Consider the following 21,189-nt stretch of genomic DNA (forward strand, 5'->3'; position numbering starts at 1 on the left):
ATTATTTGAATCGGTATGTGATTCTGCCGCGAGTTAGATCATACGGGGAAAGCTCAACCGTAACCTTATCTCCAGGCAAAATGCGAATGAAGTGCATACGAATTTTACCGGATACATGAGCTAAAACAGTATGACCATTTTCTAATTCTACCTTAAACATAGCGTTTGGCAAAGTCTCAGTGACTTTCCCTTCAACTTCAATTACATCATCTTTCGCCATTAAATAATTCTCCCTTCTGTTCAGCAATGTGCTCAAGTCTAGATTCACTCTGAACCATTGCCCTATGTGTGCACCCGATTCTCATCCACGCAAATCATTTGCCTAAAGACTGGTTAAAATATCATACCCTGTTTCAGTGATTGCGATAGTATGTTCGAAATGAGTACACTTTTTTCCGTCGACTGTTACTACGGTCCAGTTATCCTCTAAAGTCTTCACATATCTGCTTCCGGCATTCACCATTGGTTCAACAGCGAGCACCATACCAGGCTTTAACCGAGGACCTTTATTCGGTGGACCGTAATGAGGAATGTCAGGGTCCTCATGTAAGTCTTGACCGATTCCGTGACCGACATACTCTCTGACGATAGAGAAGTGATTAGCCTCGACATAGGTTTGAATAGCATGGGAGATGTTTGAAAGGCGCTCGCCTGGCCTAGCCTCTTTCAACCCTCTATATAATGACTCTTCGGTTACATCTAAGAGCCGCTGTGTTTCTATATCAATGTTGCCCACCGCATATGTCCAGGCAGAGTCACCATGATAGCCGTTAAACTTGGCTCCGATATCAATACTGATGATATCTCCTTCATGTAGTGCCCGATGTCCCGGAATACCGTGAACAAGTTCACTATTGACAGATGTGCAAATACTGCCGCGAAATCCATTATACCCTTTAAATGAAGGGATTGCATCATGTTTGCGTATAAAGCTGTCCGCTAATTGATCCAGCTTTTCCGTTGTAATGCCGGGAACGATATGTTTCTTTAGCTCTTGGTGAGTCAAAGCGACAATACGTCCGGCTTCACGCATGATTTCGATTTCACGCGGAGTCTTACATATGATCATTAACGCAATCCTCCAAGCAGTTCATTAACATCAGTAAATACTTGATTGATATCCTGTTGCCCGTTGATATTGCGAACGTAGCCCTTTTCTTCATAGAAATCAAGTAGAGGCTTTGTTTGTTTCAAGTTCACGTCTAAACGGTTTTGTACAGTTTCTTCATTATCATCTGCGCGTTGATAAAGCTCTCCGCCGCAGCGGTCGCATTTTCCTTCTACTGCCGGAGGATTGAACACTAAGTGATAAGTGGCTCCACAGTTTTTGCAAATACGTCTGCCAGTCAAACGCTCCATAAGGATGTTTTTATTAACATCAATATTGATGACATAATGAATTTGCCGATCCAAATCAGCAAGAATGTTTTCAAGCGCTTCAGCCTGAGCCACCGTGCGCGGAAAGCCGTCAAGGAGGAAGCCTTTCTTGCAATCTTCTTTGCTTAATCTTTCACGGACGATGCCGATTGTCACTTCATCAGGAACAAGCTCACCTTTATCCATGAATGATTTAGCCTGTAAACCAAGTTCCGTACCATCTTTGATAGCTGCCCGGAACATATCTCCAGTAGAGATATGAGGGATGTCATATTTTTCTACGATTCTTTCGGCTTGAGTACCTTTCCCGGCACCCGGTAGCCCCATTAGCACAAGATTCACATTATTTCCCCCTCAAACTCTATAATGTGTTTTTGGGAACTCATATGGTCCCCAAAACTCATCACTTTATAAAACCTTTATAATGGCGTTTCACTAATTGTGCTTCCAACTGCTTCATCGTATCAAGAGCTACACCCACTACGATTAGCAAACTCGTTCCGCCGATCTGCGCAGATTGAGGCAAGTTGGCAAGCTGTATGAAAACCACCGGTAAAACAGCGATAACCGCGAGGAAGATCGATCCCACGAATGTTAATCGGTATAGAACACGCGTTAAGTAGTCTTGAGTGTTTTTACCAGGTCTGATACCCGGAACGTAACCGCCCTGCTTTTTCAAATTATCTGCCATTTGTTCAGGATTAACCTGAATGAAGGCATAGAAATAGGAAAAAGCAATGATCAGAGCCACATAGACAACCATCCCAATAGGATGTGTATAGTCAAACGTATTTTCGATCCAGCGTGTCACGTCATTACTCCCAAAAAATGACGCGATTGTTCTTGGAGTTATAATGAATGCCATGGCGAAGATTACCGGAATAACCCCAGCAGCATTTACTTTCAAAGGCAAATGTGTCGATTGTCCACCAGCTTGCTCGCGTCCAGCCGCAGCACGCTTGGCATATTGAATCGGAATTTTACGTAAAGCTTGTTGAATGAAAATGACGGCAACCACAATCGCGAGAACGGCCACTAAGATAAGAGCCATGGTCGCAATTCGCAAGAAAAGCTGGTCTCCCGCATTTTCAAACTGTTGAGCGTATATCTGATTAACTGTAGTGGGTAAACTCGCTACAATTCCAGCGAAGATAATGATAGAGATCCCATTACCTACACCTTTTGCAGTAATTAGCTCTCCCAACCACAAGAGAAAAGCTGTTCCTGCTGTTAATACAGTCGCGATAAGCAAATACGTTCCAATTCCAGGGTTTTGTATAAGTTGACCACCAGCCAAACCATTAAAGCCGTATGACATACCTAACGCCTGGATAAAACCAAGAATAATCGTTGCATAGCGGGTAAACTGAGCTAATTTACGACGGCCAACCTCTCCTTGCTTGGACCATTCAGTGAACTTAGGAACAACGTCCATTTGCAAGAGCTGAATGATGATCGATGCCGTGATATACGGCATAATTCCCATCGCCAAGATTGAAAAGTTTTGCAGCGCGCCGCCGCCAAAGGTGTTTAAAACACCAAAGACGCTTAGCTGGTCTTGTGTTGCTAACAGGTCAGCATTCACATTCGGTACAGGGATAAATGTACCGATGCGATAGACAACTAACATTAATAGGGTAAATATGATTTTGTTTCTTATATCACCCACGCGCATAAGGTTGGAGATCGTACGAAACATTAAATCACCTCAGTTTTACCACCGGCAGCTTCAATAGCTTCTTTTGCAGTAGTGGAGAATTTGTGAGCTTTAACAGTAAGCTTTTTCTCAACATTACCTTTGGCAAGAACCTTAATTCCTGCTTTTTCTTTGCTTACGATACCAGTTTCAATCAATAAAGCTGGTGTAACCTCAGTACCTTCTTCAAAGCGATTCAGGACGTCAAGGTTAACAATCGCGTAGTCTTTGCGGTTGATATTTGTGAAACCGCGTTTAGGCAAACGTCTGAATAAAGGAGTTTGACCCCCTTCAAATCCAGGGCGAACACCGCCGCCGGAACGAGCGTTTTGACCTTTATGACCTTTACCGGCTGTTTTACCGTTTCCGGAACCGATCCCGCGACCTTTGCGTTTACGTTCTTTACGAGAACCTTCTGCAGGTTTTAATTCATGAAGTTTCATGTTGGCACCTCCTTGTTATGAGAGAAATTATTTTATTGTTCTTTTACAGTAACAAGATGAGCAACTTTGTTAATCATACCGCGAATAGCAGGGTTATCATCATGAACAACTGTTTGATGCATTTTGCGTAGACCCAGTGTGTTAACTGTAACGCGTTGGTCTTCAGGACGACCAATCAAGCTGCGAGTAAGGGTGATTTCTAATTTATTAGCCATTTGAATTCCCTCCCTTATCCTAACAGTTCTTCTACTGATTTTCCACGTAACTTAGCTACGTCCTCAGCACGTTTTAATTGCTTTAATCCATCGATTGTTGCACGAACCATGTTAATTGGTGTGTTTGAACCTAGTGATTTTGAAAGGATATCACTTACTCCGCCTAGTTCAAGTACCGCACGAACAGGACCACCTGCGATGACTCCAGTACCTTCAGAAGCAGGTTTTAAAAGAATATGACCCGCGCCAAAATGACCGTTTACTAGATGTGGAATTGTTGTACCAACCATAGGTACAGTGATTAAGTTTTTCTTAGCATCTTCGATTGCTTTACGGATTGCATCCGGTACTTCTTGAGCTTTACCAGTTCCGAAACCTACGTGACCGTTTTTGTCACCTACAACAACAAGTGCAGTGAAACGGAAACGACGGCCGCCTTTAACAACCTTAGCTACACGGTTGATAGTAACAACGCGCTCTTCAAGTTCTAATTTATTAGGATCGATACTACGACGCATCTGTTTTGTCCCTCCTTTTTCCATTAAAATTCTAAGCCGTTCTCACGAGCAGAGTCAGCTAATGCTTTAACACGACCATGGAAGAGGTATCCACCGCGGTCAAATACCACAGTTTTGTAACCTTTCTCGATTGCGCGTTTCGCAATTAGTTCACCGACTTTTACAGCTGCATCAGTATTACCTGTAGATTCGACGCCGACCTCTTTATCAAGTGTAGAAGCACTTGCAAGAGTTACACCGCTTAAATCGTCAATCAATTGTGCGTAAATGTGTTTGCTTGAACGGAACACATTTAAACGAGGACGAGCTTCAGTTCCAGAAAGCTTTGCACGAACACGCGCATGTCTTTTCTTGCGAACAGAATTTTTATCAGCCTTCGTAATCATTTACGTCACTCCTTTCGTTTTACTTACGTGTTGCATTACTTACCTGTTTTACCTTCTTTACGACGCACATATTCGCCTTCGTAACGAATACCTTTGCCCTTGTATGGCTCTGGTGGACGAACATCACGTATGTTTGCTGCAAGAGCGCCTACGCGTTCTTTGTTCGCGCCTTTTACGATGATTTTTGTATTAGAAGGAACTTCAACTACAACACCTTGTTCCGGTTCGATCTCAACTGGGTGAGAGTACCCAACGTTAAGGATAAGTTTTGTACCTTGTTTTTGTGCACGGTATCCAACACCAATAAGTTCAAGAGACTTCTCGAAACCTTTTGATACGCCTTCAACCATATTTGAAATAACCGCGCGAGTGGTACCGTGTAATGCACGGTGTTCTTTTTCGTCAGATGGACGGGTTACTGTAAGAACATTCTCCTCGACGCTGATTGTCATATCAGGATTAAAAGATCTAGCTAATTCTCCTTGAGGTCCTTTAACTGTAACGTTGTTTTTGTCAATCGTAACAGTTACACCATTCGGGATTTCAATCGGTTTTTTACCTACGCGTGACATCTAGTGCACCTCCATTCGTGTTAGAAATATATTACCAAACGTATGCTAGTACTTCTCCGCCAACTTGTTTAGCGCGAGCTTCCTTATCAGTTAAAACTCCAGTAGAAGTAGAAACAATAGCGATACCTAAGCCGTTAAGAACACGTGGAACTTCTCCAGTCTTTGCATAAACACGCAAACCAGGCTTGCTGATACGTTTTAGACCAGTGATTACACGTTCATTGTTTGAACCGTACTTAAGGAAGATACGGATGATACCTTGTTTGTTGTCTTCAATGAATTCAACGTCACGTACGAAGCCTTCGCGCTTTAAGATCTCTGCAACTTCCTTCTTGATCTTAGAAGCCGGAACTTCCAATTTCTCGTGACGAACCATATTCGCATTACGGATGCGAGTAAGCATATCTGCAATAGGATCTGTCATGACCATTTTTATTTACCTCCTTCCCAAGTTCGGGTTTTACCAGCTAGCTTTTTTCACGCCAGGGATTTGTCCTTTATATGCAAGTTCACGGAAACAAATACGGCAGAGCTTAAATTTACGTAATACAGAATGTGGTCGACCGCAGCGTTCGCAGCGTGTATATTCTTGTACTTTAAACTTCGATCCGCGTTTTTGCTTCACAATCATGGATTTTTTAGCCACGTTTTCGCCTCCCTTTATTTAAGATTACTTTTGGAACGGCATTCCGAACCCAGTAAGTAGCTCACGAGCTTCTTCGTCAGTTTTGGCAGTCGTAACAATTACGATGTCCATACCGCGAACCTTGCTCACTTTATCGTAGTCAATCTCAGGGAAGATAAGTTGTTCTTTAATCCCTAAAGTGTAGTTCCCGCGACCATCAAAAGACTTCTTAGAAATACCGCGGAAGTCACGTACACGTGGTAAAGAAACAGAAACTAGCTTATCGAAGAATTCATACATACGCTCACCGCGTAATGTAATCTTTGCACCGATAGGCATTCCTTCACGAAGACGGAAACCGGCGATAGATTTTTTCGCTCTTGTTACCACAGGCTTTTGACCAGTGATTAACGTTAGCTCTTCAACTGCATTGTCCAATGCTTTTGAGTTAGCCACAGCGTCACCTACACCCATGTTCACTACGATTTTTTCGATTCTTGGTACTTCCATTACAGATTTATAATTAAACTTGCTCACTAGAGCAGGAGAAATTTCTTTTTGGAATTTTTCCTTTAGGCGGTTCATTACGTGTACCTCCCTTCTTCATTGACTTATTTATCTAACAATTCACCTGATTTTACAGCTACGCGTACTTTTTTGCCGTTTTCAACTTTATAACCAACACGGGTTGGTTCACCTGATTTCGGATCTAATGGCATAACGTTCGATACGTGAATAGCGGCTTCTAAGCTCAAAATTCCTCCTTGCGGATTATCTTGAGAAGGTTTAGCGTGCTTTTTCACGATATTGATTCCTTCAACCAGCACACGGTCAGTTTTAGGAAATGCTTCAAGAATCGTTCCTTGTTTGCCTTTGTCCTTACCAGAGATGACTACGACTTTGTCACCTTTTTTAACATGCATTAGCTTCGCACCTCCTTGAAAGGCTTTTACGAGATTTATTCATTATAGAACTTCTGGAGCAAGAGAAACGATCTTCATGAAATTGCTGTCACGAAGTTCACGGGCAACAGGCCCGAAAATACGAGTACCGCGTGGGCTCTTGTCATCACGGATAATTACACATGCATTTTCATCGAAACGAATGTAAGTACCGTCAGGACGACGTACACCGCGTTTAGTACGGACAATAACTGCCCTTACAACTTCACCTTTTTTAACAACGCCACCTGGTGTTGCTTGTTTTACTGTACATACGATGACATCACCGATGTTTGCTGTCTTGCGGCCAGAGCCACCAAGAACTTTAATAGTAAGAACTTCACGAGCGCCAGAGTTATCAGCGACTTTTAAACGAGATTCTTGTTGAATCATGTACGAAACCTCCCTTCGGAATTAGCATAATCCGAACATAGATTAAATAGTTACAGCTTTTTCTACTACTTCCAATAGACGGAAGCGTTTAGTAGCGGAAAGTGGACGAGTTTCCATGATTCTCACAGTATCGCCTACTTTTGCTTCGTTTAACTCATCATGAGTCTTTAATTTCTTAGAGTATTTAACACGCTTCCCGTAAAGAGAATGTTTTTTATAAGTTTCTACAACAACAGTTACTGTCTTATCCATTTTGTCGGATACTACGCGTCCGGTGTAGACCTTGCGTTGGTTGCGTTCGCTCATTATGCAAACCTCCCCTCAATTATCGATTGTTGACACCGATCTCTCTTTCACGAACAACTGTTTTCATACGAGCGATCGACTTGCGCACTTCACGAATACGCGCTGTATTTTCAAGTTGACCAGTAGCTAACTGGAAACGAAGATTAAATAATTCTTCTTTTAGAGATTTTACTTTTTGTTCAATTTCGGCAGTGGTTAGGTCTTTAATTTCATTAACTTTCATTCGATTCACCACCAATTTCTTCTCGTTTCACAAACTTACATTTGATCGGAAGTTTGTGTGCTGCAAGACGCAATGCTTCTCGGGCCACCTCTTCAGGCACACCAGAGATTTCAAACATAATCTTGCCGGGTTTAACGACTGCAACCCAACCTTCAGGAGCACCTTTACCGGAACCCATACGAACTTCCAGAGGCTTAGCAGTGAAAGGTTTGCTTGGGAAAATCTTGATCCACACTTTACCGCCACGTTTCATATGACGAGTCATAGCAATACGGGCAGCTTCAATTTGACGGTTCGTGATCCAGGATGCTTCTAAAGCTTGAAGACCGTACTCACCGAAATGTACTTCAGTACCGCCTTTTGCATTCCCTCTCATCTTACCGCGATGTTCACGACGGTATTTAACGCGTTTAGGCATTAACATAATTATTTTCCTCCTTCCTCAGATTTCTTCTTAGTAGGAAGAACCTCTCCACGATAGATCCATACTTTTACGCCAAGCTTTCCATAAGTAGTGTCCGCTTCAGCATGAGCATAGTCTATGTCAGCGCGAAGTGTGTGAAGTGGAACTGTTCCTTCGCTATAGTGTTCAGCACGAGCAATATCAGCGCCGCCAAGACGACCGGAAACTTGTGTTCTAATTCCTTGAGCACCAGCACGCATCGTACGTTGGATCGCTTGCTTTTGTGCGCGACGGAAAGAAACACGGTTTTCTAATTGACGTGCGATGTTTTCAGCAACCAATTTCGCATCAAGATCAGCTCTTTTAATTTCGATGATGTTGATATGGACACGTTTGCCTGTTAATTGATTTAATGCTTTACGAAGCGCTTCAACTTCTGTACCGCCTTTACCGATAACCATACCCGGTTTCGCAGTGTGAACAGAAATGTTAATGCGGTTGGCAGCACGTTCGATTTCAACCTTTGATACAGAAGCATCACTTAGGCGCTTCGCGATGTATTCACGAACCCTAAGGTCTTCATGCAAAAGATCAGCATAGTCTTTTCCAGCGTACCATTTTGACTCCCAATCACGAATGATCCCGATACGCAAGCCGATTGGATTTACCTTTTGACCCACAGATTATCCCTCCTTCTTTTCTGATACAACGATAGTAATATGACTCGTACGTTTATTGATTGCACTCGCACGGCCCATAGCACGTGGACGGAAACGTTTCAATGTTGGTCCTTCATTCACATAAGCTTCTGATACAACCAGGTTATTGATATCCATTTCGTAGTTGTGCTCTGCATTAGCAACTGCAGATTTTAATACTTTTTCTACGACTGGAGAAGCAGCCTTTGGAGTTAAGCGAAGAATCGCCACCGCTTCACCTACTTGCTTACCTCGAATTAAATCAGCTACTAAACGGATTTTTCGAGGAGCAATACGAACTGTTCTAGCAACAGCTTTTGCTTGCATGAGATGCCCTCCTCTCATTAACGTCTTGTTTTCTTGTCATCACTTGCGTGACCCTTGTAAGCACGTGTTGGAGCGAATTCGCCCAACTTGTGGCCTACCATGTCTTCAGTTACATATACCGGTACGTGTTTACGACCATCATAGACTGCGATTGTGTGACCGATGAATTGTGGGAAGATGGTTGAACGACGAGACCAAGTTTTTACAACTTGTTTCTTGTCAGATTCATTTAACTTTTCTACCTTAACCATCAAATGCTCATCAACAAAAGGTCCTTTTTTCAAACTGCGACCCATGTAAGTTCCTCCCTTCGTGATTGTTCTACGGTTCGGTTTATGAACCGCATTACAATCCCGTTATTTTTTACGGCGACGCACGATAAATTTATCGGATTTGTTTTTCTTCTTACGAGTTTTAGCACCAAGAGTTGGTTTACCCCAAGGAGACATTGGAGATTTACGTCCGATAGGAGCACGGCCTTCCCCACCACCATGCGGGTGATCGTTCGGGTTCATTACGGATCCACGAACAGTCGGGCGCTTACCTAACCAGCGTGATCTTCCAGCTTTACCGATATTGATTAGTTCATGCTGTTCGTTCCCTACTTGACCTATAGAAGCACGGCAAGTTGCAAGGATCATACGAACTTCACCAGAATTCAAGCGAACAAGAACATAACGTCCTTCTTTACCAAGAACTTGCGCTGAAGTACCGGCTGAACGAACTAACTGTCCACCTTTACCAGGTTTAAGTTCGATGTTATGAACAACAGTACCTACCGGAATGTTTGATAATGGGAGTGCGTTACCCACTTTAATGTCGGCTTCAGTTCCTGACATTACCTCCATACCTACCTGTAGGTTTTTTGGAGCTAGGATATAACGCTTTTCTCCATCCACATAATTAATTAATGCAATGTTTGCAGAACGATTTGGATCGTATTCGACAGTGGCAACGCGTCCTGGTATACCATCTTTTTCACGTTTGAAATCAATGATGCGATATTGACGTTTGTGGCCGCCACCTTGATGACGAACTGTTAACTTACCTTGGTTATTACGGCCGCCTTTTCTTTTTAAAGGAGCAAGCAATGATTTTTCTGGTTTGTCAGTTGTGATTTCAGCGAAATCAGAAACCGTCATGCCGCGTCGACCGTTAGAGGTAGGTTTATACTTTTTAATCGCCATGTGTATTTCCCTCCTTCTCTAATGGATATTATTCTTCAAATAATTCGATTTCTTTACTATCGGCAGTTAGCTTCACAATCGCTTTACGGCGTCTATTGGTAAAACCAGTCCGTCCGTTTAAGCGTCTGAATTTCCCTTTGTAGTTCATGATATTGACTTTATCAACTTCTACGCCGAAAATTTCTTTAACTGCATCTTTAACTTGAGTTTTGTTTGCTCTTACATCCACTTCAAACGTATACTTCTTTTCAGCCATCATGTCTGAAGAGCGTTCAGTGATTACGGGGCGCTTAATGATATCGCGTGCATCCATTATGCAAGCACCTCCTCTACTTTTTCAACAGCTGACTTAGTCATGATCAATTTGTTGTGAGATACAACATCAAGAACATTTAGACCGTTAGCTTCTACTACAGTAACACCAGGGATGTTACGCGCAGATAGAGCAACTTTCTCATCTAAACCGTCCGTTACAATTAACGTTTTAGCATCTACAGAAAGTCCTTTTAGTACAGCTGCAAATTCTTTTGTTTTTGGAGTTTCGAATGAAAGGCTCTCAAGAACTAAAATGCTTTCTTCTTGCACTTTAGCAGATAGAGCTGATTTGATAGCCAAGCGACGTACCTTTTTAGGCAGTTTATAGCTATAAGATCTTGGAGTTGGTCCAAATACAGTACCACCGCCGCGCCATTGTGGGGAACGGATTGATCCCTGACGAGCACGTCCAGTACCTTTTTGACGCCACGGCTTACGCCCACCGCCCGCTACTTCAGAACGATTTTTTACTTTATGGTTTCCTTGACGCAAAGAAGCCCTTTGCATAACGATAGCTTCAAACAATACAGCATTATTAGGCTCAATACCAAAGATAGAATCATTAAGCTCGATGTCGCCAACTTGCGATCCACCTTGGTTGAACAATGTAACTTTTGGCATTCTAATGCTCCTCCTTTCTTAGAAAATTACTTAGATTTAACCGCACTTTTTACTTTTAATAATGCTTTTCTCGCACCAGGTACATTACCTTTGATTAAAAGCAGGTTGCGTTCTACATCAACTTTTACAATGGTTAAGTTTTGAACAGTGATCTGGTCTCCACCCATACGTCCAGGCAATAATTTACCTTTGAATACACGGTTTGGAGCTACAGGACCCATTGAACCAGGTCGACGGTGGTAACGGGAACCGTGAGCCATTGGCCCGCGTGATTGTCCATGGCGCTTGATAGAACCCTGGAACCCTTTACCTTTTGAAATTCCTGTTACATCTACTACTTCGCCTTCAGCGAAAATATCAACTTTGACTTCCTGACCCATCTCTAACTCACCGAGATTTGCACCGCGGAACTCGCGAATGAAGCGCTTAGGAGCAGTGTTTGCTTTTTCAGCATGTCCTTTAGCCGGCTTGTTAGAAAGCTTTTCACGCTTATCTTCAAAACCGATTTGAACTGCTTCGTAGCCATCCACCTCAACTGTTTTCTTTTGAAGCACTACGTTCCCAGCTACTTCTACTACAGTTACAGGGATAAGCTCACCATTTTCAGCAAATACTTGTGTCATACCGATCTTTCTTCCTAAGATTCCTTTGGTCATTAGTCACACCTCCTAAATTTTTATCATTCTTTTATATCGATTAATTAAAGTTTGATTTCAATGTCAACACCAGATGGCAGGTCTAAACGCATTAGTGAATCAACAGTCTGTGGTGTTGGGTTCACGATGTCGATTAAACGCTTGTGAGTACGCATCTCGAATTGTTCACGTGAATCTTTGTATTTATGAACCGCACGTAAGATTGTATAAACAGATCTTTCTGTCGGTAATGGAATTGGGCCGGATACAGCCGCACCAGAACGTTTTGCAGTTTCAACAATTTTTTCAGCAGACTGATCAAGAATCCTGTGATCATATGCTTTTAAACGGATACGAATCTTTTGTTTTGCCATTATTTTCCCTCCTTTTCGCCTATTTTAGAATAGACCTTCTCAATGGAAATTTCCCACACACTCGCCATGGCAAAGCGGCCGGGTGTGTCAGCAACCTTCCAAATCATCGCAGTCAAAGACCAACATTGTCTATTATACATAAAACGCACAGAATATACAAGAAGATCTTATAGTTTTCTGTGAGTTGCACACTTTTACTATTATACATAGCAGCGAAGTCGTTTTCAAGCTAATCTTTAAAAGTGTTTGGCTGTTATTATTTTCTTCTATTAAAAAGAAACAGATTGGCTAGAAAAGCCTGAGTTTATAGCCGAGATTAGTACAGGTTAGTAGCTATATGAAAGCAGTGTAGCAACAACAGTTGTGAAACAAAAAAAGCAGACGGCGTCCCGTCTGCTTTTTTATCATCTTCAAAACTATATATTATGCTTGGATTGAAGCAACTACGCCAGCGCCTACAGTACGTCCGCCTTCACGGATAGAGAACTTTGTACCTTCTTCGATAGCTACTGAAGCGATTAATTCAACAGTCATTTCGATGTTATCGCCAGGCATAACCATTTCTACACCTTCAGGAAGGTTGCAGATACCAGTTACATCAGTTGTACGGAAGTAGAACTGAGGGCGGTAGTTTGTGAAGAATGGAGTATGACGTCCACCTTCTTCTTTAGAAAGAACATATACTTCAGCTTTGAACTTTGTGTGTGGGTTGATTGTACCAGGCTTAGCAAGTACTTGACCACGTTGGATGTCTTCACGTGCTACACCACGAAGAAGTGCGCCGATGTTGTCTCCAGCTTCAGCATAGTCAAGAAGCTTACGGAACATTTCTACACCAGTTACTGTTGTAGATTTAGGTTCTTCAGCAAGACCGATGATATCAATAACGTCACCGACTTTAACTTGTCCGCGTTCTACACGTCCAGTAGCAACGGTTCCGCGTCCAGTGATTGAGAATACATCCTCAACAGGCATCATGAACGGCTTTTCAGTGTCACGTGCTGGAGTTGGGATATACTCATCAACTGCAGTCATAAGCTCATTGATTTTTTCTTCCCATTGAGCATCTCCTTCAAGAGCCTTAAGAGCAGAACCTTTGATTACTGGAATGTCGTCGCCAGGGAATTCGTATTCAGTTAGAAGATCACGAATTTCCATTTCAACTAATTCTAGTAATTCTTCGTCGTCAACCATGTCACATTTATTCATGAATACAACAAGGTATGGTACACCAACTTGACGAGAAAGAAGGATGTGCTCACGAGTTTGTGGCATTGGACCATCAGCAGCAGATACTACTAAGATACCACCGTCCATTTGAGCAGCACCAGTGATCATGTTTTTAACATAGTCAGCGTGTCCCGGGCAGTCAACGTGTGCATAGTGGCGAGTTTCAGTTTCATACTCAACGTGTGCAGTAGAGATTGTGATACCGCGTTCTCTTTCTTCTGGAGCTCCGTCGATTTGATCGTAGGCACGAGCTTCAGCTCCACCAACTTTAGCAAGAACAGATGTAATTGCAGCTGTTAAAGTAGTTTTACCATGGTCAACGTGACCGATTGTTCCAATATTAACGTGAGGCTTAGAGCGATCGAATTTAGCTTTTCCCATTAGGATATTCCTCCTTAAATTATATAAATAAGATTAAGTATATGGTGCTATGAAAGCCGGATATTCTCCGCTCTCATAGCTTACATAAGTAGTTATACTTCAATAACAGATGAAAATCAATTATTCACCTTTATTTTTTTTCACAATTTCTTCGGAAATGCTCTTAGGTACTTCTTCATAGTGATCGAAGTGCATTGAGAATGTTCCGCGTCCTTGTGTGTTTGAACGTAGGGATGTTGCATACCCGAACATTTCAGATAACGGAACCATCGCTTTAACCATCTGTGTGTTACCGCGCGCTTCCATACCTTCTACACGGCCACGGCGAGATGTGATATCCCCCATGATATCGCCCATGTATTCTTCAGGAATAACAACTTCTACTTTCATGATTGGCTCTAATATTACAGGCTGGCATTTAGATGCTGCATTTTTAAGAGCCATGGATGCTGCAATTTTGAATGCCATTTCGTTGGAGTCAACATCATGGTAAGATCCGTCAAATAGTCTCGCTTTAATGTCAACCAATGGGAAACCAGCAACTACACCGTTGTCAAGTGAGTCTTCAAGACCAGCTTGTACAGCAGGAATGTATTCACGTGGTACTACACCACCAACGATACCATTTTCGAATTCAAAGCCTTTTCCTTCTTCATTAGGTGAGAACTCAATCCAAACATGTCCGAATTGACCGCGTCCACCTGACTGACGTACAAATTTACCTTCAACCTTTGCAGAGCCACGGAAAGTTTCACGGTAAGCAACCTGAGGAGCACCTACATTTGCTTCTACTTTAAACTCGCGACGCATACGGTCTACAAGAATATCTAAGTGAAGTTCACCCATTCCAGCGATGATAACCTGGCCAGTTTCCTGATCAGTATGCGCACGGAATGTTGGATCTTCTTCTTGTAGCTTTTGAAGAGCTGTAGTCATTTTATCTTGGTCAGCTTTTGATTTAGGTTCGATAGAAAGTGAAATAACTGGCTCTGGGAATACCATAGATTCTAGAATAACAAGATTTTTCTCGTCACATAGAGTATCACCAGTTGTTGTATCTTTCAAACCAACAGCAGCTGCGATATCTCCAGCGTATACCTGAGAAATCTCTTCACGGGAATTTGCGTGCATTTGAAGGATACGACCAACACGTTCACGTTTTCCCTTAGTAGAGTTTTGTACATAAGAACCGGAGCTCAATGTACCAGAATATACACGGAAGAATGTCAATTTACCAACATAAGGGTCTGTCATAACTTTAAACGCAAGTGCTGAGAATGGCTCCTCGTCGCTAGACGGACGAGTTACTTCTTCTTCTGAATCCGGAAGAGTACCTTTGATTGCTGGTACATCTAATGGAGATGGAAGATAGTCAATAACAGCATCAAGCATTAATTGAACACCTTTGTTTTTGAAAGCAGAACCACAGATTACTGGATAGAATTCAACGTTAACAGTACCTTTACGGATTCCAGCTTTGATTTCTTCATTTGTAAGCTCTTCTCCACCCAAGTATTTCTCCATTAATTCTTCATCTAACTCAGCTACCGCTTCAATTAACTTCTCACGGTATTCTTCTGCTAATTCTCTGTGTTCTTCCGGAATTTCACGCACTTCAATATCAGTACCTAAATCGTTTCCGTAGAATACAGCTTTCATTTCGACAAGGTCGATGATCGCTTGGAAATCATCTTCCGCACCAATTGGTATTTGGATCGGGTGAGCATTCGCCTGAAGGCGCTCATGAATTGTTTTAACTGAATACAAGAAATCAGCACCGATTTTGTCCATTTTGTTAACAAACACTACACGGGGAACCCCGTAAGTAGTAGCCTGGCGCCATACTGTTTCAGTTTGAGGCTCAACACCTGATTGTGCATCAAGTACAGCAACCGCACCATCAAGTACACGAAGGGAACGTTCAACTTCTACTGTGAAGTCTACGTGTCCAGGCGTATCGATGATATTAACGCGGTGGCCTTCCCATTGAGCTGTTGTTGCAGCAGATGTAATTGTAATTCCGCGTTCTTGTTCTTGCTCCATCCAGTCCATCTGGGATGCACCTTCGTGAGTTTCACCGATCTTGTGGATGCGGCCTGTATAGTAGAGAACACGTTCAGTTGTAGTTGTTTTACCGGCATCGATGTGAGCCATGATCCCGATATTACGCGTTTTATCTAAGGAGAACTCTCTTGCCATTTGGTCTTTCTCCTTCCATCTATGGGTATAATTTTATAGAAAGAATCAATCTTACCAGCGATAATGAGCAAATGCTTTGTTTGCTTCAGCCATTTTATGAGTGTCTTCACGTTTCTTAACAGAAGCACCAGTATTATTGGCTGCATCCATGATTTCGTTGGCTAAACGCTCTTCCATCGTTTTTTCACCACGAAGGCGAGAATAGTTTACTAACCAGCGAAGACCTAAAGTAGTACGGCGTTCTGGGCGCACCTCAACTGGTACTTGGTAGTTTGAACCACCTACACGACGTGCTTTTACTTCTAATACCGGCATGATGTTTTTAAGAGCTTGATCAAATGTTTCAATCGCATCTTTGCCAGTACGCTCTGAAATTACATCAAATGCTGAGTAAAGAATTTTTTGTGACTTACCTCTTTGTCCGTCAACCATCAATTTGTTGATTAGACGAGTCACAAGCTTAGAATTGTAAATCGGATCTGGTAATACGTCTCTTTTTGAAACAGGTCCTTTACGAGGCATTATTTTTCCTCCTTTCAATATGAGTTTTTATTTTCTATCAGATTATTTTTTAGCCGCTTTCGGGCGTTTTGTACCGTATTTAGAACGGCCTTGCATACGATCATTTACTCCAGCAGTGTCAAGTGCACCACGAACGATGTGATAACGTACCCCTGGCAAGTCTTTTACACGTCCGCCGCGGATAAGTACAACACTGTGTTCTTGTAGGTTGTGTCCGATACCCGGAATATAAGCAGTTACCTCGATACCGTTTGTCAAACGCACACGCGCATACTTACGCAATGCTGAGTTCGGCTTCTTCGGTGTCATTGTACCAACACGAGTGCAAACACCACGCTTTTGTGGAGATGATACGTTCGTTTGTGTTTTCTTAAAGCTGTTATAACCTTTGTTTAGCGCTGGAGATTTTGAATTAACCTCTTTAGACTCTCGTCCTTTACGCACTAATTGATTAATAGTAGGCATTATTTTTCCTCCCTTCACTTTTTCAGTCTAGTCCCACACATCCAGGTGGTTCATAAATGAGCAAAAACAAAGTTTTTGCAGGATGATCCGCAAAAACAGTTTTACTTTTTAATGGCAACAGTTGCTGCTCCGACATCAATGCTGCATGCCTTTCCCAGCATTCGCATCGAGTCCACGTATGTGATTGGAACCTCAAACTCTTTAGCGGTATCAATAACTTTGGATGTCAGATAAATATCAGCATCCTGTGCTATGATTACCTCTTGGATCAAACCGTTTTTAAGAGCTCTCACTGTTTGTTTCGTTCCTATAACCACTGACTTTGCCTGCAATACTTTCTCATAAGACATGTTCATATCCTCCAAAGCTATTACAGGGTATTATAGGAGCACCTTTGCTATAATACCATCTTTTAAATCATGATGTCAACTTTCTTTCAAAAAAAATCAACTAAGTCTGATGAAACATATAAAGGCGAGGCCGCTCCCTAGGAGTCAGCCTCGCCTTTAGATTAATCTACTGTTACTGTCTTTTCATTGAGATCTTCCGCGAGAACAGGCTGTGCTTTTCTATAGCGCAGCATACCAGTTCCTGCTGGAACAAGCTTACCGATGATAACATTCTCTTTCAGACCAAGCAATTCATCGCGCTTGCCTTTGATTGCCGCATCTGTAAGGACCCTTGTTGTTTCCTGGAACGATGCCGCAGACAAGAATGAATCAGTTTCAAGAGACGCCTTGGTGATACCTAGTAATATCGGACGACCGGTTGCTGGTATTTTGCCTTCTAATAAAGCAGAAGTGTTAGCTAGAGTAAACTGATGGATATCAAGCAATGTGCCTGGAAGTACATCGGTTTCACCCGCATCAATTACACGCACTTTACGAAGCATTTGTCTTACCATAACCTCGATATGTTTATCGCCAATTTCTACCCCTTGCATACGGTATACCTTTTGCACCTCACGCAGTAGATATTCTTGTACAGATAATACATCTTTCACTTTCAGCAATTCCTTCGGATCGATAGAACCCTCTGTTAATTCCTGACCGCGCAATACACGTGAATCTACAGTTACCTTTAGACGGGCTGTGTAAGGAGCAGTGTAGGTACGTGATTCTACTTCACCTTGAACCACAATTTCCTGCTGCTTATCACGAATCTCGTTAATCCCAACAACAGTACCTTCGATTTCAGAAATAATCGCTTGCCCTTTAGGATTTCTTGCTTCAAAGATTTCCTGGATACGAGGCAGACCTTGCGTGATATCGTCTCCTGCAACACCGCCGGTATGGAATGTACGCATGGTTAACTGTGTACCCGGTTCACCGATGGATTGCGCGGCGATGATACCAACCGCTTCGCCCACTTCAACTTCCTGGCCTGTGGCGAGGTTACGGCCGTAGCATTTTTTACAAACACCATGGCTGGTGTTACACGTAAACGCTGAACGGATCCAAACCTGTTCCACTCCGCTTTCCTCGATATATGCTGCAAGGTCCTCCGTAATTAATCCATTTTCAGGGACAATGACTTCGTTTGTTTTTGGATGTTTGATCGGTTTTCTCGCATAACGGCCGATTAAACGTTCTTCCAGCTGTTCAATGACTTCCGTTCCGTCTTTTAACGCCGCAATTAGCAATCCGCGATCCGTGCCGCAATCATCATCACGTACGATAACATCCTGGGCAACGTCTACGAGACGGCGGGTAAGATAACCGGAATCGGCTGTTTTAAGAGCTGTATCAGCAAGACCTTTACGGGCACCGTGAGTAGAGATAAAGTACTCTAATACGGTTAAACCTTCACGGAAACTTGATCTGATTGGAAGTTCAATAATCCGGCCAGCCGGGTTGGCCATCAAACCACGCATACCAGCAAGCTGTGTAAAGTTAGATGCGTTACCACGTGCACCGGAATCACTCATCATAAAGATTGGATTGCGTCGGTCCAGTGATTTCATTAACTTAGACTGGATGGTATCCTTAGCAGCACTCCAAATGGAGATTACACGGTCATAGCGCTCATCCTCGGTAATCAGACCGCGTCTGAATTGCTTTAACACGTTATCTACCTTCGTTTGTGCTTCTGCAATGATTTGCTGTTTTTCGCCTAAAACGACAATGTCGGCTACACCGACAGTAATACCGGCTTTAGTTGAATGTCTAAAGCCAAGATCCTTCATGCGGTCAAGCATCTTAGAAGTTTCAGTAATTTTGAACCTCTTGAATACTTCTGCAATGATGTTACCAAGAATTTGCTTTTTAAATGGATCAACGATTGGCTGAGCCGGGATAATCTCTTTAACGTTCGCACCTTTTTCTACAAAGTACTTCTTAGGAGTTTCCTCTTCAAGATTTGTTTTTGTAGGTTCATTAATGTAGGGGAACGATTTTGGCAAGATTTCATTGAAAATCAATTTACCTACAGTTGTAAGCAGTAACTGATTGTTTTGTTCTTCGGTAAATGTTTCATTATTCAATGAAGATGCATGCACTGCTACACGTGTGTGCAAGTGAACATATCCATTTTGATAGGCAATCAATGCTTCGTTTGTATCCTTGAAGATCATTCCTTCGCCTATTGCTTCTTCTCTTTCAAGGGTCAGGTAATAGTTACCCAATACCATATCCTGAGATGGAGTTACTACCGGTTTACCATCTTTAGGGTTCAAGATGTTTTGAGCAGCAAGCATAAGCAAACGGGCTTCAGCCTGAGCTTCAGAAGATAGTGGAACGTGAACGGCCATTTGGTCACCGTCGAAATCTGCGTTATACGCAGTACATACTAACGGGTGCAAACGGATAGCACGTCCTTCTACCAATGTAGGTTCGAACGCTTGGATACCGAGTCTGTGAAGAGTTGGTGCACGGTTAAGCAGTACCGGATGCTCTTTAATCACAGATTCAAGCACATCCCAAACTTCAGGTTGTAATCGTTCAATTTTGCGTTTAGCTGATTTGATGTTGTGCGCTAATCCTTTTTGAACCAACTCTTTCATTACGAAAGGCTTGAACAGCTCGATAGCCATCTCCTTAGGTAATCCACACTGGTACATTTTAAGGTTAGGTCCTACAACGATAACGGAACGGCCAGAATAGTCAACACGCTTACCAAGAAGGTTTTGACGGAAACGGCCTTGCTTACCTTTAAGCATATGCGATAAAGATTTTAATGGACGGTTACCCGGTCCTGTAACAGGACGGCCACGGCGGCCATTGTCAATCAAGGCATCTACCGCTTCCTGGAGCATACGCTTTTCGTTTTGGACGATGATGCTTGGCGCCCCTAGATCTAACAATCTTTTCAAACGATTGTTCCGGTTTATGACACGACGGTACAGGTCATTCAAGTCGGATGTAGCGAAACGCCCACCGTCAAGCTGTACCATCGGGCGAAGCTCCGGCGGAATAACCGGCAGCACGTCAAGGATCATCCAAGACGGCTCATTTCCTGAGTTACGAAAAGCTTCTAAAACTTCCAAGCGCTTGATAGCACGTGTTCTCCGTTGACCTTGAGCAGTTTTAAGCTCTTCCTTCAACGCATCCACTTCTTTTTCAGTATCTATATCCGAGAGAAGCTTTTTGATAGCTTCAGCGCCCATGGCAGCTTGAAACTTTTTCCCATATTTATCGCGGTATGCACGATATTCTTTTTCAGAAAGCAGCTGCTTCTTTTCTAAAGAAGTATCACCGGTTTCAGTTACAACATAAGATGCAAAGTAAATAATTTCTTCTAAAGCACGTGGAGACATGTCTAGCAAAAGTCCCATACGGCTCGGTATGCCCTTGAAGTACCAGATGTGTGATACAGGTGCGGCTAATTCAATATGCCCCATGCGTTCGCGGCGAACTTTAGCACGGGTTACTTCAACTCCGCATCGGTCACATACTACACCTTTATAACGAACACGCTTATACTTTCCGCAGTGACATTCCCAGTCCTTCTGAGGTCCGAAAATCCGCTCACAGAACAAGCCATCTTTTTCAGGCTTTAAAGTACGATAATTGATTGTTTCCGGCTTTTTCACTTCTCCGTGTGACCAAGAACGAATCTTGTCCGGCGAAGCAAGACCAATTTTCATATACTCAAAATTATTAACGTCTATCAAGGGGCCTACCTCCCTTTCCGATCTCC

31 protein-coding genes are annotated in these 21,189 nt (G+C 42.7%); all 31 read right to left on the reverse strand.

Features of this window, described 5'->3' with window-relative positions:
- Position 1: 1 nt before the first annotated feature.
- Positions 2-220: a translation initiation factor IF-1 gene (infA, locus tag D0463_RS00100; protein ID WP_101631925.1), complete on the reverse strand. Its 219-nt coding sequence runs from the start codon at positions 218-220 to the stop codon at positions 2-4.
- A gap of 102 nt (positions 221-322) precedes the next feature.
- On the reverse strand, positions 323-1,069 hold the full coding sequence (gene map / locus D0463_RS00105) for a type I methionyl aminopeptidase (protein WP_117303851.1): 747 nt from the start codon (positions 1,067-1,069) through the stop codon (positions 323-325).
- Positions 1,069-1,719: an adenylate kinase gene (locus D0463_RS00110; protein ID WP_117303852.1), complete on the reverse strand. Its 651-nt coding sequence runs from the start codon at positions 1,717-1,719 to the stop codon at positions 1,069-1,071. The genes map and D0463_RS00110 overlap by 1 nt, the downstream gene beginning before the upstream one ends.
- 61 nt (positions 1,720-1,780) lie before the next feature.
- Positions 1,781-3,076, reverse strand: a complete 1,296-nt coding sequence (gene secY / locus D0463_RS00115; RefSeq protein ID WP_117303853.1) for a preprotein translocase subunit SecY — start codon at positions 3,074-3,076, stop codon at positions 1,781-1,783.
- The gene (gene rplO, locus D0463_RS00120; protein ID WP_117303854.1) at positions 3,076-3,516 is read right to left on the reverse strand and encodes a 50S ribosomal protein L15; all 441 of its coding nucleotides are present in this window, start codon (positions 3,514-3,516) and stop codon (positions 3,076-3,078) included. Before rplO ends, secY begins: the two co-directional genes overlap by 1 nt.
- A 32-nt stretch (positions 3,517-3,548) precedes the next feature.
- The gene (rpmD, locus tag D0463_RS00125) at positions 3,549-3,731 is read right to left on the reverse strand and encodes a 50S ribosomal protein L30 (protein WP_101596716.1); all 183 of its coding nucleotides are present in this window, start codon (positions 3,729-3,731) and stop codon (positions 3,549-3,551) included.
- Positions 3,732-3,745: 14 nt separating this feature from the next.
- The gene (gene rpsE, locus D0463_RS00130) at positions 3,746-4,249 is read right to left on the reverse strand and encodes a 30S ribosomal protein S5 (RefSeq protein ID WP_117303855.1); all 504 of its coding nucleotides are present in this window, start codon (positions 4,247-4,249) and stop codon (positions 3,746-3,748) included.
- 23 nt (positions 4,250-4,272) lie between these two features.
- On the reverse strand, positions 4,273-4,635 hold the full coding sequence (gene rplR / locus D0463_RS00135) for a 50S ribosomal protein L18 (protein ID WP_117303856.1): 363 nt from the start codon (positions 4,633-4,635) through the stop codon (positions 4,273-4,275).
- A 35-nt stretch (positions 4,636-4,670) separates the two neighbouring features.
- Positions 4,671-5,207, reverse strand: coding sequence for a 50S ribosomal protein L6 (gene rplF / locus D0463_RS00140; protein WP_117303857.1), 537 nt, complete (start codon positions 5,205-5,207; stop codon positions 4,671-4,673).
- Positions 5,208-5,238: 31 nt separating this feature from the next.
- Positions 5,239-5,637, reverse strand: a complete 399-nt coding sequence (gene rpsH / locus D0463_RS00145; RefSeq protein ID WP_117303858.1) for a 30S ribosomal protein S8 — start codon at positions 5,635-5,637, stop codon at positions 5,239-5,241.
- A 30-nt stretch (positions 5,638-5,667) separates the two neighbouring features.
- The gene (locus D0463_RS00150) at positions 5,668-5,853 is read right to left on the reverse strand and encodes a type Z 30S ribosomal protein S14 (RefSeq protein ID WP_117303859.1); all 186 of its coding nucleotides are present in this window, start codon (positions 5,851-5,853) and stop codon (positions 5,668-5,670) included.
- A gap of 24 nt (positions 5,854-5,877) precedes the next feature.
- Positions 5,878-6,417 carry a 50S ribosomal protein L5 gene (gene rplE, locus D0463_RS00155; protein ID WP_117303860.1) on the reverse strand — a complete coding sequence of 180 codons (540 nt, stop codon included), beginning with the start codon at positions 6,415-6,417 and terminating at the stop codon, positions 5,878-5,880.
- A 26-nt stretch (positions 6,418-6,443) separates the two neighbouring features.
- Positions 6,444-6,755, reverse strand: a complete 312-nt coding sequence (gene rplX, locus D0463_RS00160; protein WP_117303861.1) for a 50S ribosomal protein L24 — start codon at positions 6,753-6,755, stop codon at positions 6,444-6,446.
- Between the two features lie 42 nt (positions 6,756-6,797).
- Positions 6,798-7,166, reverse strand: a complete 369-nt coding sequence (rplN, locus tag D0463_RS00165) for a 50S ribosomal protein L14 (protein ID WP_117303862.1) — start codon at positions 7,164-7,166, stop codon at positions 6,798-6,800.
- Positions 7,167-7,208: 42 nt separating this feature from the next.
- Entirely contained in the window at positions 7,209-7,472 is a 264-nt protein-coding gene (gene rpsQ, locus D0463_RS00170) for a 30S ribosomal protein S17 (protein ID WP_117303863.1), read from the reverse strand.
- Between the two features lie 19 nt (positions 7,473-7,491).
- Positions 7,492-7,695, reverse strand: coding sequence for a 50S ribosomal protein L29 (rpmC, locus tag D0463_RS00175; protein WP_117303864.1), 204 nt, complete (start codon positions 7,693-7,695; stop codon positions 7,492-7,494).
- Positions 7,685-8,119, reverse strand: a complete 435-nt coding sequence (gene rplP, locus D0463_RS00180; RefSeq protein WP_117303865.1) for a 50S ribosomal protein L16 — start codon at positions 8,117-8,119, stop codon at positions 7,685-7,687. The genes rpmC and rplP overlap by 11 nt, the downstream gene beginning before the upstream one ends.
- 2 nt (positions 8,120-8,121) lie before the next feature.
- The gene (rpsC, locus tag D0463_RS00185; RefSeq protein WP_117303866.1) at positions 8,122-8,778 is read right to left on the reverse strand and encodes a 30S ribosomal protein S3; all 657 of its coding nucleotides are present in this window, start codon (positions 8,776-8,778) and stop codon (positions 8,122-8,124) included.
- Between the two features lie 3 nt (positions 8,779-8,781).
- Entirely contained in the window at positions 8,782-9,123 is a 342-nt protein-coding gene (gene rplV, locus D0463_RS00190) for a 50S ribosomal protein L22 (RefSeq protein WP_117303867.1), read from the reverse strand.
- Positions 9,124-9,140: 17 nt separating this feature from the next.
- The gene (gene rpsS / locus D0463_RS00195; RefSeq protein WP_117303868.1) at positions 9,141-9,419 is read right to left on the reverse strand and encodes a 30S ribosomal protein S19; all 279 of its coding nucleotides are present in this window, start codon (positions 9,417-9,419) and stop codon (positions 9,141-9,143) included.
- A 60-nt stretch (positions 9,420-9,479) separates the two neighbouring features.
- Positions 9,480-10,310 carry a 50S ribosomal protein L2 gene (rplB, locus tag D0463_RS00200; RefSeq protein WP_117303869.1) on the reverse strand — a complete coding sequence of 277 codons (831 nt, stop codon included), beginning with the start codon at positions 10,308-10,310 and terminating at the stop codon, positions 9,480-9,482.
- Between the two features lie 28 nt (positions 10,311-10,338).
- Positions 10,339-10,626, reverse strand: coding sequence for a 50S ribosomal protein L23 (gene rplW / locus D0463_RS00205; RefSeq protein ID WP_174234268.1), 288 nt, complete (start codon positions 10,624-10,626; stop codon positions 10,339-10,341).
- A complete protein-coding gene (gene rplD, locus D0463_RS00210) occupies positions 10,623-11,246 on the reverse strand; it encodes a 50S ribosomal protein L4 (RefSeq protein ID WP_117303871.1) in 624 nt (207 codons plus the stop codon). The genes rplW and rplD overlap by 4 nt, the downstream gene beginning before the upstream one ends.
- Positions 11,247-11,272: 26 nt before the next feature.
- Positions 11,273-11,902, reverse strand: coding sequence for a 50S ribosomal protein L3 (gene rplC / locus D0463_RS00215; RefSeq protein ID WP_117303872.1), 630 nt, complete (start codon positions 11,900-11,902; stop codon positions 11,273-11,275).
- 44 nt (positions 11,903-11,946) lie between these two features.
- A complete protein-coding gene (rpsJ, locus tag D0463_RS00220) occupies positions 11,947-12,255 on the reverse strand; it encodes a 30S ribosomal protein S10 (RefSeq protein ID WP_019244375.1) in 309 nt (102 codons plus the stop codon).
- 423 nt (positions 12,256-12,678) lie between these two features.
- On the reverse strand, positions 12,679-13,866 hold the full coding sequence (gene tuf, locus D0463_RS00225; protein ID WP_117303873.1) for an elongation factor Tu: 1,188 nt from the start codon (positions 13,864-13,866) through the stop codon (positions 12,679-12,681).
- Between the two features lie 120 nt (positions 13,867-13,986).
- A complete protein-coding gene (fusA, locus tag D0463_RS00230; protein ID WP_117303874.1) occupies positions 13,987-16,065 on the reverse strand; it encodes an elongation factor G in 2,079 nt (692 codons plus the stop codon).
- 51 nt (positions 16,066-16,116) lie between these two features.
- A complete protein-coding gene (gene rpsG, locus D0463_RS00235; RefSeq protein WP_117303875.1) occupies positions 16,117-16,587 on the reverse strand; it encodes a 30S ribosomal protein S7 in 471 nt (156 codons plus the stop codon).
- 42 nt (positions 16,588-16,629) lie between these two features.
- Positions 16,630-17,052, reverse strand: coding sequence for a 30S ribosomal protein S12 (gene rpsL, locus D0463_RS00240; protein ID WP_117303876.1), 423 nt, complete (start codon positions 17,050-17,052; stop codon positions 16,630-16,632).
- A 101-nt stretch (positions 17,053-17,153) separates the two neighbouring features.
- Positions 17,154-17,402 carry a 50S ribosomal protein L7ae-like protein gene (locus D0463_RS00245; RefSeq protein WP_117303877.1) on the reverse strand — a complete coding sequence of 83 codons (249 nt, stop codon included), beginning with the start codon at positions 17,400-17,402 and terminating at the stop codon, positions 17,154-17,156.
- Positions 17,403-17,563: 161 nt separating this feature from the next.
- Complete coding sequence (gene rpoC, locus D0463_RS00250) at positions 17,564-21,163, reverse strand: DNA-directed RNA polymerase subunit beta' (RefSeq protein ID WP_117303878.1); 3,600 nt, start codon at positions 21,161-21,163, stop codon at positions 17,564-17,566.
- Positions 21,164-21,189: the final 26 nt, after the last annotated feature.

The organism is Bacillus sp. V59.32b, assembly GCF_003429085.1.
GTDB lineage: Bacteria > Bacillota > Bacilli > Bacillales > DSM-1321 > Peribacillus.

Excerpts from the sequence above, each read along its gene's own strand:
- rplF (WP_117303857.1), bottom strand. The coding sequence starts at position 5,207 with ATGTCACGCGTAGGTAAAAAACCGATTGAAATCCCGAATGGTGTAACT.
- rplE (WP_117303860.1), bottom strand. The coding sequence starts at position 6,417 with ATGAACCGCCTAAAGGAAAAATTCCAAAAAGAAATTTCTCCTGCTCTA.
- rplO (WP_117303854.1), bottom strand. The coding sequence starts at position 3,516 with ATGAAACTTCATGAATTAAAACCTGCAGAAGGTTCTCGTAAAGAACGT.
- rplR (WP_117303856.1), bottom strand. The coding sequence starts at position 4,635 with ATGATTACGAAGGCTGATAAAAATTCTGTTCGCAAGAAAAGACATGCG.
- rpmC (WP_117303864.1), bottom strand. The coding sequence starts at position 7,695 with ATGAAAGTTAATGAAATTAAAGACCTAACCACTGCCGAAATTGAACAA.
- rplX (WP_117303861.1), bottom strand. The coding sequence starts at position 6,755 with ATGCATGTTAAAAAAGGTGACAAAGTCGTAGTCATCTCTGGTAAGGAC.
- rpsS (WP_117303868.1), bottom strand. The coding sequence starts at position 9,419 with ATGGGTCGCAGTTTGAAAAAAGGACCTTTTGTTGATGAGCATTTGATG.
- rplP (WP_117303865.1), bottom strand. The coding sequence starts at position 8,119 with ATGTTAATGCCTAAACGCGTTAAATACCGTCGTGAACATCGCGGTAAG.
- fusA (WP_117303874.1), bottom strand. The coding sequence starts at position 16,065 with ATGGCAAGAGAGTTCTCCTTAGATAAAACGCGTAATATCGGGATCATG.
- rpmD (WP_101596716.1), bottom strand. The coding sequence starts at position 3,731 with ATGGCTAATAAATTAGAAATCACCCTTACTCGCAGCTTGATTGGTCGT.
- rpsL (WP_117303876.1), bottom strand. The coding sequence starts at position 17,052 with ATGCCTACTATTAATCAATTAGTGCGTAAAGGACGAGAGTCTAAAGAG.
- rpsQ (WP_117303863.1), bottom strand. The coding sequence starts at position 7,472 with ATGAGCGAACGCAACCAACGCAAGGTCTACACCGGACGCGTAGTATCC.
- rplD (WP_117303871.1), bottom strand. The coding sequence starts at position 11,246 with ATGCCAAAAGTTACATTGTTCAACCAAGGTGGATCGCAAGTTGGCGAC.
- rpsJ (WP_019244375.1), bottom strand. The coding sequence starts at position 12,255 with ATGGCAAAACAAAAGATTCGTATCCGTTTAAAAGCATATGATCACAGG.
- map (WP_117303851.1), bottom strand. The coding sequence starts at position 1,069 with ATGATCATATGTAAGACTCCGCGTGAAATCGAAATCATGCGTGAAGCC.
- rpsE (WP_117303855.1), bottom strand. The coding sequence starts at position 4,249 with ATGCGTCGTAGTATCGATCCTAATAAATTAGAACTTGAAGAGCGCGTT.
- rplB (WP_117303869.1), bottom strand. The coding sequence starts at position 10,310 with ATGGCGATTAAAAAGTATAAACCTACCTCTAACGGTCGACGCGGCATG.
- secY (WP_117303853.1), bottom strand. The coding sequence starts at position 3,076 with ATGTTTCGTACGATCTCCAACCTTATGCGCGTGGGTGATATAAGAAAC.
- rplC (WP_117303872.1), bottom strand. The coding sequence starts at position 11,902 with ATGACCAAAGGAATCTTAGGAAGAAAGATCGGTATGACACAAGTATTT.
- rplN (WP_117303862.1), bottom strand. The coding sequence starts at position 7,166 with ATGATTCAACAAGAATCTCGTTTAAAAGTCGCTGATAACTCTGGCGCT.
- rpsG (WP_117303875.1), bottom strand. The coding sequence starts at position 16,587 with ATGCCTCGTAAAGGACCTGTTTCAAAAAGAGACGTATTACCAGATCCG.
- D0463_RS00245 (WP_117303877.1), bottom strand. The coding sequence starts at position 17,402 with ATGTCTTATGAGAAAGTATTGCAGGCAAAGTCAGTGGTTATAGGAACG.
- infA (WP_101631925.1), bottom strand. The coding sequence starts at position 220 with ATGGCGAAAGATGATGTAATTGAAGTTGAAGGGAAAGTCACTGAGACT.
- tuf (WP_117303873.1), bottom strand. The coding sequence starts at position 13,866 with ATGGGAAAAGCTAAATTCGATCGCTCTAAGCCTCACGTTAATATTGGA.
- rpsH (WP_117303858.1), bottom strand. The coding sequence starts at position 5,637 with ATGGTCATGACAGATCCTATTGCAGATATGCTTACTCGCATCCGTAAT.
- rplV (WP_117303867.1), bottom strand. The coding sequence starts at position 9,123 with ATGCAAGCAAAAGCTGTTGCTAGAACAGTTCGTATTGCTCCTCGAAAA.